At 62.3% G+C, this 5,166-nt stretch carries 6 protein-coding genes; 3 read left to right on the top strand and 3 right to left on the bottom strand.

Annotated features, from left to right (window positions below; genetic code table 11):
• Positions 1 to 197 precede the first annotated feature (197 nt).
• Both GEV05_30440 and GEV05_30435 read left to right on the top strand, forming a co-directional pair.
• The gene (locus GEV05_30440; protein MPZ47600.1) at positions 198 to 443 is read left to right on the top strand and encodes an AbrB/MazE/SpoVT family DNA-binding domain-containing protein; all 246 of its coding nucleotides are present in this window, start codon (positions 198 to 200) and stop codon (positions 441 to 443) included.
• Positions 440 to 844, top strand: coding sequence for a PIN domain-containing protein (locus GEV05_30435; GenBank protein ID MPZ47599.1), 405 nt, complete (start codon positions 440 to 442; stop codon positions 842 to 844). Before GEV05_30440 ends, GEV05_30435 begins: the two co-directional genes overlap by 4 nt.
• Here GEV05_30435 and GEV05_30430 read toward each other — a convergent pair.
• From GEV05_30430 to GEV05_30420, 3 genes are all read right to left on the bottom strand, one after another.
• Entirely contained in the window at positions 777 to 1,421 is a 645-nt protein-coding gene (locus GEV05_30430; protein ID MPZ47598.1) for a hypothetical protein, read from the bottom strand. The two genes, GEV05_30435 and GEV05_30430, sit on opposite strands and share 68 nt — an antisense overlap.
• 37 nt (positions 1,422 to 1,458) lie before the next feature.
• Positions 1,459 to 2,466 carry a TauD/TfdA family dioxygenase gene (locus GEV05_30425; GenBank protein ID MPZ47597.1) on the bottom strand — a complete coding sequence of 336 codons (1,008 nt, stop codon included), beginning with the start codon at positions 2,464 to 2,466 and terminating at the stop codon, positions 1,459 to 1,461.
• 79 nt (positions 2,467 to 2,545) lie between these two features.
• Positions 2,546 to 3,490: a TauD/TfdA family dioxygenase gene (locus GEV05_30420; protein ID MPZ47596.1), complete on the bottom strand. Its 945-nt coding sequence runs from the start codon at positions 3,488 to 3,490 to the stop codon at positions 2,546 to 2,548.
• A 671-nt stretch (positions 3,491 to 4,161) separates the two neighbouring features.
• Between GEV05_30420 and GEV05_30415 the strand changes: the two genes are divergently transcribed.
• On the top strand, positions 4,162 to 5,166 hold a 1,005-nt coding region (locus GEV05_30415), incomplete at its 3' end, for a TauD/TfdA family dioxygenase (GenBank protein ID MPZ47595.1).

Genomic DNA, 5,166 nt, shown 5'->3' with positions numbered 1-5,166 from the left:
GCGACCAACGGATTAAAAGCCCTTGAAGTGAATTAGCAGCCTTTGGAATTCAACAACTTGCGTCGCCTGCCAATGCTGATACGCAGCCTATCCGAGTCCGACGAAGCCTAGCGAAGCCTAGAAGTGATACGAAATCGATACGCGCGCTCTGCTATATAAAGTTGCTCCTGTACCATTTTAGTGCCATTCTGTATACCATGAAAACCACCATTGATGCCGCCGGAAGGATCGTTGTGCCCAAGGCCATCCGCCAAGCGCTCGGACTGAAGGCTGGCCAGGTCGTAGACATCCGGGCGGGCGACGGACGCATGGAGATCGAGATCACCCCGACTCCGATGCGCTTGAAGAAGCGCGGAAAAGGCGTCGTCGCGGTTCCGGACGCCCAGCTGCCTCCCCTGACCGCTGATCAAGTCCGCGATACTTTGGAGCACGTGCGCCGTTGAGGGCAGCCGATACCAGTGTGGTGATCGCGGCTTTCGCCGCCTGGCACGAGAGTCATGACGCCGCGAGAAGAGCGCTCGATAGCGGGCTGCGTCTGATCGAGCACTGCGCGCTCGAAACGTATTCCGTACTCACCCGGTTGCCCCCGCCTCACAGGACCTCTGGCGAGGTCGTCCGCGAATTCCTGACAGCACGGTTTCCGGAACCATGGTTGCGGTTGCGTGAACTGGCCTACAAGGATTTCGTGCTCGGCCTACCCAACCGTAGCGTGGCAGGAGGCGCCGCATACGATGCGCTGGTGGCCGCAACAGCGGCAGGCTGCGACGCTGAGCTCGTCACTTGCGACCGGCGCGCACTACCAGTCTACGAACGATATGGGATCCGAGTCCAGCTGCTCCCATGAGTAAGACTCGACAGATTGAACGGCGCATCTGAGCTGCCAGCTGTAGATGTTCAACCCAAGCCGGGCTACGTCCGGACGCATCAGCGTGTCGCCTGCCCTTAATCGCGGTGCGATACATCAGACGCTTTTCGTATTCTGCGTAGTCCGCCGTCGCAGCGTGCAATGTCGCTCGGTTATCCCAGATAACAAAATCACCCGTATGCCATCGATGGTGGTACTGCAACTGCACGTTCTGGGCGCTATGGTCATAGAGCCGCCGCAACAGCCTCGCTCGCGGACGGTTCCAAGGGCAAGGCGTCCCACAACCCTTACCAGAGGCTGCCGTACGAGCAAGTCGCGAATAGCGGTCGTTCGACGGCGACCCGAAGCCTTCGCCGATGGGTCGGGGCAAACCGCAATTCGGGAAGGCGATCGGAAAACGGGGAGAGGCATCCTGAGGCTGGAAGCGAGATCTCCCGCTCCGACCAATCCAGCAACCCAACCTCCAAAGGGGAGGTGATTCGTCAGCGCCACGCGGGCGAGATGTTATCGGGGATTGCGCGTGAGCTCGCCCCGTGCGCGCCGCAGGCAAGCGCAAGCGTGGCGATCTGGTTCTGAGTCCGACGTCCTGCGCATTAACCGGCGATTACCTTTTCGCCCTGAAACTGGCTGCGCCACATGACCCGGCGCTGAGTGGAGTTGACCGGCTCGCGGTAATGCATGGCGCAGCGGTTGTCCCAAACCAGCATATCGTTGACGCGCCAGACGTGGGTCCAGGCATATTTCGGCTGCGTTGCATGCGCCCACAGCTTGTCGAGCAGCATCTCGCTCTCCTGCGGCGGAAGGCCTTCGATGAATTGCGAGGGATACGCGCGCCGCCGTCCAAGGTAAAGTGCGTTCCGCCCGGAGACGGGGTGCCTGCGCACCAGCGGGTGCGTGGGTCCGGGCACTTCCTCCGGCTTTTCCGGCTTTTTCACGCCCGGACGCAGCGTGCCCGCCGAGTTGCGACTGGCGTCTTGCTTGGAGCGCTTGCCCTCGATCGCCTTCTTGAGATCGTCGGGCAGTTCCTCATAGGCGAGATACTGGTTGTTGAACGAGGTCTTTCCGGTACTGTCGTTCGGAATCTCGCGCGCGTAGAGCGTGCTGCCGGCCGGTGGCTCCTCGATGTAGGAATTGTCCGAATGCCAAACGACCTCCAGACTGCCGAGCCCGGCATTTTCCATCACCGGATTTCCGTCGCGATCGAGGTTTGAAAGCACGGAGACTTCTGACACGGGGAGCGTATGGATGGTATCGAGCATGGCGGTCTTCTCGAAATACGATCGCGCTGCCCCCACCTGCGGCCTGCCGAAAATGCTCGCCGCTCGCAGGTACTGCTCCGGCGTCATTTCCTGATCCCGGAACAGCAGGACGAGGTATTGCGACCATGCCTTTCGCAACGCGTTGGCGACGTCTTCCGGCACCGGCCGGGATAGGTCGACACCGCGCACTTCGGCGCCGACCGCTGTGCCGGTCGGAACGATCTCGAGCGCGCGCAACGTGTTTGCTTTAGGGCGTGTTGTTGGGGCAACGGCGGCCGCAGTGGTTTGCTGAGTATCTTTCATCTCTCGGTTCCTTTGCTCGCTGGAATGTCGTAGGAGCATTCACGATTGCGCGACACTCCGTGCAATACAAATGGCATGACGTCGTGCGGCCCCGGGTCCGACGCATACACGCTGGTTGCTATGCCGCGACGATCGGATCGCCTTCGATGGCGCTCGACGGTCTGCCGTCCACGCCGACCGGCACATCACCGAGCAGCGTGACGCGATAGAACTGCCGATCGAAGTCCGAATCGAAAATATCCCTCGGCGCAAGATGCGAAGTGGCGCGGTTGTCCCAGAACGCGACGCTGCCCGGCTCCCAGCGGAAGCGTACCGTGAACTCGGGTCGCACGATGTGCTCCCAGAGAAACTCCAGCAGCACCTGGCTCTCGCGCGGCGACAGGCCGACGATCGACTTCAGGAACGACGGACTCACGAACAGGACCCGCTCTCCGGTTTCCGGGTGGACGCGCACGATCGGATGTTCGCTCACTAGGGTGCGCCTGCGCATGAGCTCACGATATTCCGGCGTTTCGTCGACGCCCGGCGGCGGCGCGAATCGATGCACGCCGCGCAGGCGGCCGATGAAATCCCGCATGGCGGGCGACAGCGCGTTGTACGCAGCCACCAGATTGGTGAACTGGGTGTCGCCGCCATAAGGTGGCACGATATCACCGCGCAGAATCGATGCCGCGGGCGGATTGATCGCCGCGGTGATGTCGGTGTGCCAGCCCGACCAGGGCCGAAACAGAATATGCCCTTGGAACCGATTCGCCTTGCGGTTCTTGGCCACGGAATAGATCTGAGGATACTGCTCGTCGCTGCCGTAGACGGCGTGTCCCGCGGTGGTTTCCCCGAACTGACGGGCGAATGCAATGTGCTGGCGGTGATCGAGCGGCTGATCGCGGAAAAACACCACCTTCCAGCGCAGCAGTGCAGCCCGGATTGCGCTCACCTGCTGCGACGACAGCGCACGCGTCAGATCGATGCCCCGAATCTCGGCGCCTATATGAATTGCCATTGGAACGACATCCACTGCTCCAGCGTCTCGCGCCGCTGCTTCCCGCACCGCTTGCACCGACATGGCGTGACCCCTCTTCTGGATGACGAGGTCGATTCTGAACCCATTTCCGCCACAAGCGCAAATCGTGCGGCGGCGCACCCAGGCGGCCGGCCTTCCCGCCACGGCGCAATGCGTGTAAAGCGGGCCCGTATGGTCCGCCTGTCAGGAGCGTTGCACCGGTGGAGTCGCATCTTCGCCCACACGGCATTCCCCCCTTCCGGCGAGAGCTTGAAGCCCTTGGCGCGCCCGGTAAGCAGAAGGCAAACGAAGTTGCCTTCATCGCCGACATGGAATACGGACTCGCCTGCCCTGAGCGTTCGCCGCCGGATGCGCGCGAGAAGTGCTTCGCGCGCAGGCGCATCGAGTTGCCCCCGAAAATCGGTCGGCGCCACCTTCCATCCTCCTATCCGATCGTTGTAGTGAGAAGGCGCGGGCGATTGTCACGCGGGTGACAGTTCGTTCGAACCGTCTGGGAGACAATCGATCGTGCGCGAGCAGACTACTGCTGCAGTGCGCGCGGCGTACGTGTTTACGGAGACGGGCGCCTCGATCGAGTATAAGATTCGGGCTGAATGGTATGTTGCGAGAGATTGAGGGAGCGGAAATTCCTCGTGCCGTGCGAAGGCGTGCGGCGGCTGTGACATGCGAGTCGAGCACATGAACATATCGGGTTGTGGGACGATGCTCACGTCATGGTCTGTGGTTTTGTGGCTGGCGGGTTCGCCGTTGGTCTTCGTGCAGGGGAGGCAGTAAAGCAGATGCCAGCCCGACAGCGCGATGCCATCACCGGCCCGGCTGTCTGGAACGGCTCGGAAATCCAGCACGAGGGTACCTGGGTCCATCAGCTCGACGCAAACGTGCTCGAGGAGATCGATGGCGCGCTCGCGCATGCGAAGCGTCTCGGCGCGAAGATTCCTTTTTCGCGGGACGCATTTCCGCTCCCGACCTTTGCATCCGAGCTCCGCGGCATTCTGGACGAGGTGGAGAACGGCCGCGGCTTCGCGCTGATACGCGGCATTCCGCGCGACCGCTATACGGACGGGGAATGCGAGCTCCTGTACTGGGGGCTCGGGATGCACCTGGGTGCGCCGGTCTCGCAGAACGCGCGCGGCCACCTGCTCGGGCACGTTCGAGACGAAGGCCGGGTCCACGCCGACCCGAACGCGCGCGGCTATCAGACCCGCGAGCGCATGGATTTCCACACCGATCTCCTGCCGGTCGATGTGATCGGGCTGTTCTGCATGCGCACCGCCCGCTCGGGTGGGGAAAGCAAGATCGTGAGCGCGCTCACCATACATAACGTGCTGCGCTCGGAGCGGCCGGATCTGCTGGATGCGCTCTATGGCACGTTCCATCTCGACTGGCGCGGCGAGCAGCCGCAAGGCGAGCCGCCCTTCTTCACGATACCCATGTTCAGCGAGCGGGACGGTAGGATCACAACGCGAATCGTCAGTCTGGCGTACTACGAGTCGGCTGCGCGGTTCGGCGCGCAGTACGCACCGACGCCGGTCCAGCTCGAAGCGCTACGATGCGTGCAGGAGATCGCCAATCGAACCGAGCTGATGCTGTCGATGGAGCTCAAGGAGGGCGACATCCAGCTCATCAACAACCACATCACGCTGCACGCGCGTACCGCCTTTGTGGACTACGACGAGCCGCAGCGGCAGCGACATCTGCTGCGCATGTGGATCGCCGTT

The sequence above is a fragment of the Betaproteobacteria bacterium genome (genome assembly GCA_009377585.1).
In the GTDB taxonomy this organism is placed as follows: domain Bacteria; phylum Pseudomonadota; class Gammaproteobacteria; order Burkholderiales; family WYBJ01; genus WYBJ01.
This window is presented reverse-complemented; position numbering and strand designations above follow the sequence as displayed.

Coding starts and splice junctions, on each gene's coding strand:
- GEV05_30440 (MPZ47600.1), top strand. CDS start 198: ATGAAAACCACCATTGATGCCGCCGGAAGGATCGTTGTGCCCAAGGCC.
- GEV05_30425 (MPZ47597.1), bottom strand. CDS start 2,466: ATGCTCCTACGACATTCCAGCGAGCAAAGGAACCGAGAGATGAAAGAT.
- GEV05_30420 (MPZ47596.1), bottom strand. CDS start 3,490: ATGTCGGTGCAAGCGGTGCGGGAAGCAGCGGCGCGAGACGCTGGAGCA.